Raw genomic sequence first — 3,610 nt, forward strand, 5'->3', positions numbered from 1 at the left:
TGCAACGTCATCGCGCTCTTCGTCGGACACGCCTACGGTCAGGAATAGTCCGTCCCCGCTCGTTCTCCCTCCGTCACCCCGCTGGCACGCCTCCACTGTCACCCCGCTGTCGCTCCGTCGTCTCTCCTTCGGTCGATTTAACCGCCACCCACGAATAGACCCGAACATGGGACTCGAAACCGTCTCGTTGGGGACGACCGGCACGAAAGTCAGCGAAATCGCGTTCGGAACTTGGCGATTCGGCCGCGAAAACGACGAGGGGACGGTCGAAATCGGCGAGGACCGCGCCCACGAACTCCTCAACGCCTACGCCGAAGCGGGCGGCAACTTCATAGACACCGCCGACATGTACGGCGACGGCGAGAGCGAGAAATACATCGGCAACTGGCTCGCCGACCGCGACCGCGAGGATTTCGTCATCGCATCCAAAATCTACTGGCCGACGCGGACGGACGACCCGAACGGCCGGGGTCTCTCCCGGAAGCACCTCCGGCGACAGATGGACCTCATCCTCGACCGCCTCGGGACGGACTACGTGGACCTCCTCTACATCCACCGCTGGGACGACGACACGCCCGCCGACGAGTTCATGCGCACCCTGGACGGCTTCGTCCGCGACGGAAAAGTGAACTACCTCGGCACCTCGACGCTCGAACCCAACGCGTGGAAGGTCGTCAAGGCGAACGAGATGGAGTACGAACCGTTCCGCCTCGCACAGCCGCGATACAACCTCGTCAACCGCGAAGTCGAACCGAACTACATTCCGATGTGCGACGACTACGACATCGGCATCATTCCGTGGTCGCCGCTGGGCGGCGGGTTCCTGACGGGCAAATACTCTCGGAACGAGGAACCGGCGGAGGGAACCCGCGGCGCGACCGACCAGCAGTTCCGCGACAGCTACCTCACCGAGGAGAACTTCGACGTGCTCGAAGTCGTCGAAGCCGTCGCCGACGAACTCGAAACGACGCCCGCCAAGGTCAGTCTCGCGTGGTTGCTGAAACACGACGCGGTGACCGCGCCCATCATCGGCGCACGAACCGTCGAACAGTTGGCGGAGAACCTCGCCGCGACCGAGGTGTCGCTGTCCGACGACCAGTTCGAACGGCTGACGAACGCGAAGTCCGCGTAAGTCGCCGGACCCGAAAAGTCCACATAAATCCCCCGACCCGAAAATCGAGCCAAGCGTTTTTGACGGAGAGCGAACAATCGAGTAGCATGGACGAAATTTCGCTTTCGGTACCCGAGACCATCATCAATTCGCTCCCGGAGGACGGCGATTCGGCGGCGCGCGACATGCAGGAGGCCGTCGCCGGGTGGGAACGGCGACTCAACCGACTCGACGAGAACGACGAACTCGCCAGCGCCGCCGTGGACGTTCTCGAACGCTTCGAGAGTCGCTGGGAGCAGTACGACGATTTCGTCGCCGAACTCCGCGCGTGGGGGCAATCGCCCATCTACGCGATGGCGTGGCGGGACCTCCACGCATCGCTCATCCAGCAGTTGTACGACCACGAGGAACTGTCGTCGCACATCGACCGCGAGCGGAACGCCCGTCTCGTCACCGACGGTATCCGTCCCGGCCGATGAGCGACGACGACGGCGACGCACCGCTGACCCGCGTCCGTCGGGCGAAAAGCCGGGCGTCGCCCTCGTCACGAATCGACGGCGGAGCCATCGCGGTCGGCATGGTCGTGGCGCTCGGTGCGCATCTCGCCCCGGCGCTCCTCGTTCTCCTCCGCGTTTCGGACACCCTCGTCGGCGGGACGGCACTCGCGAGTACCTTCGCGTTTCCGCTCGGCAGCTACGCCGCGGGACGGTTCGCGGGCGGGGATTCGACCCGCGGCGGTATGCACGGCCTTCTGGCGACGGTGCTCTCGCTCGCCGCTCTCGGCGGCGGTGCGGTGCTGTTCGTCGATACCGACGGCGCGCTCGCGGAACTCGGCCGACTGCTGGTCGGCGACGGTGGTATCCCCGTGCTCGCGGGTACGGTCGTCTGCCTCCTGCTGGCTGGCGTCGTCGTCGGTGCGCTCGGCGCGAAGCGACCGTGAAACCGCTCGCCGCGAACTGGACGTTTATGGTCGCCGCGGGTCATTGTCCGATATGGAACTCACCCTTCGGTTCTTCGCGAACTTCCGCGAAGCGGTCGGACAGAAGACGCTGGAACGGGAGTACGAGGACGACACGACGGTCGGCGAGGTGCTCGAATCGCTGACCGAGGAGTACCACGACCTCGATTTCTTCGAGGACGGCGACCTCAGACCACAGCTCTCCATCATGCGAAACGGAAAGGACGTCGTGCACATCGACGGTCGAGAGACCTCCCTCTCGGACGGCGACAGGCTGAGCATCTTCCCCCCGGTTGCAGGTGGATAGATGAGACGCGAGAAATCCTTCCGGGGAATCAGTGAGCGACTCGCGCGGAAGTACCTCGAAAACCTCGGCGGGGAGGTACGTGACGACGGGACAGTCGTCGCCGAGGAGTGGGAGGCCTCGCTCTCCTCGGAGACGGTGAGCATCGGCCCGACGGTGGAGTTGACCGAGGTGACCATCGCCTTCGAGGGTGACGAGGAGTCCCTCGATTCTGTCGTCCCGAAGTTTTCACAGAAAGCGATGCGGGCGGGGGATAGCACCGTAGGAAGACGACCCATGACCCCTCATTCCCATCCCATTGACGGGCAAATCGTCGTGCTGGCGGGTGCTAAAGCCAGCGTGCCGCTCGAACGTCTCTCGGAACTCCTTCCCACGGTGCAGGCCGACCTCGGACCGCGAATCGACAACTATCGACGGGAGTACGAGCGGATTCACGAAACGCCCGAGCGGAGCGTCTTCCTCGTGGAGACGGGCCACTGGAAGACGGTCGGCGACCGCCTCGGCTTCGAACGCCGCGAGCGGGACGCGGTTCGACGGGCACACGAGGAACAGTTCCGACGAATCGGGCGGGAGGAGGGGCGGACCGAAGAGTTCGAGAACGCGCTGGAGATTCGGGACGCGGTGCTCATCGGCACGGCGGACTAGCGCGGCCAGTGCCCGAAAAATACCGTTTCGAGGTCCTTCTATCCTATTCTATCGCGTCGAACGCGGACTCCAAGTCGGCGATGAGGTCCTTCGGGTGTTCGACGCCGACCGAGACGCGGAGCAGCGAATCCGAGATGCCGATTTCGGCGCGCTCCTCGGGCGTCAGCGGCGCGTGGGTCATGCTCGCCGGGTGTTCGATGAGCGACTCCACGCCGCCGAGGCTGACGGCCAGCGGGAACTCGTCCAGTTCGGCGACGAAGCGTTCCACGTCGGGCAATTCGCCGTCGAGTTCGAACGAGAGGACGCCACCGGCACCCTCCATCTGTCGCTGGGCGAGGTCGTACTGCGGATGGGATTCGAGTCCGGGGTAGTAGATGGTCGAAACTTTCTCGTGTTCGTCCAGATAGGCGGCGATTTCGGCGGCGTTGGATTCGTGCTGACGCATGCGGAGCGGGAGCGTCTTCAACCCGCGGAGGGTCAGGAAGGCGTCGAAGGGCGCGAGCATGTTACCCATACCGACCTGCTGGAGGAAGCCGATTTCATCGGCGAGGTCGGTGTCATCGGTGACGACGGCACCGCCGATGGAGTCGCT

At 64.5% G+C, this 3,610-nt stretch carries 6 protein-coding genes; 5 read left to right on the forward strand and 1 reads right to left on the reverse strand.

Annotated elements, in window-relative coordinates:
- The first annotated feature begins 166 nt into the window (after positions 1-166).
- The 5 genes from BG842_RS09430 (at position 167) to BG842_RS33050 (ending at position 3,018) form a co-directional block, all read left to right on the forward strand.
- Positions 167-1,132 carry an aldo/keto reductase gene (locus BG842_RS09430; RefSeq protein WP_069450561.1) on the forward strand — a complete coding sequence of 322 codons (966 nt, stop codon included), beginning with the start codon at positions 167-169 and terminating at the stop codon, positions 1,130-1,132.
- A gap of 86 nt (positions 1,133-1,218) precedes the next feature.
- Positions 1,219-1,590, forward strand: coding sequence for a hypothetical protein (locus tag BG842_RS09435; RefSeq protein ID WP_069450562.1), 372 nt, complete (start codon positions 1,219-1,221; stop codon positions 1,588-1,590).
- Complete coding sequence (locus tag BG842_RS09440) at positions 1,587-2,051, forward strand: hypothetical protein (protein WP_069450563.1); 465 nt, start codon at positions 1,587-1,589, stop codon at positions 2,049-2,051. The genes BG842_RS09435 and BG842_RS09440 overlap by 4 nt, the downstream gene beginning before the upstream one ends.
- A gap of 52 nt (positions 2,052-2,103) precedes the next feature.
- Positions 2,104-2,376 (forward strand): ubiquitin-like small modifier protein 1, encoded by a 273-nt coding sequence (locus tag BG842_RS09445; RefSeq protein ID WP_007983640.1) that lies wholly within the window; start codon positions 2,104-2,106, stop codon positions 2,374-2,376.
- 273 nt (positions 2,377-2,649) lie between these two features.
- On the forward strand, positions 2,650-3,018 hold the full coding sequence (locus tag BG842_RS33050) for a hypothetical protein (protein WP_069450564.1): 369 nt from the start codon (positions 2,650-2,652) through the stop codon (positions 3,016-3,018).
- Positions 3,019-3,061: 43 nt separating this feature from the next.
- Here BG842_RS33050 and BG842_RS09460 read toward each other — a convergent pair.
- Positions 3,062-3,610: PLP-dependent aspartate aminotransferase family protein (locus BG842_RS09460; protein ID WP_139136080.1), on the reverse strand; the 549-nt coding region annotated here is incomplete at its 5' end.

The organism is Haladaptatus sp. W1, from assembly GCF_001723155.1.
GTDB lineage: Archaea > Halobacteriota > Halobacteria > Halobacteriales > Haladaptataceae > Haladaptatus > Haladaptatus paucihalophilus.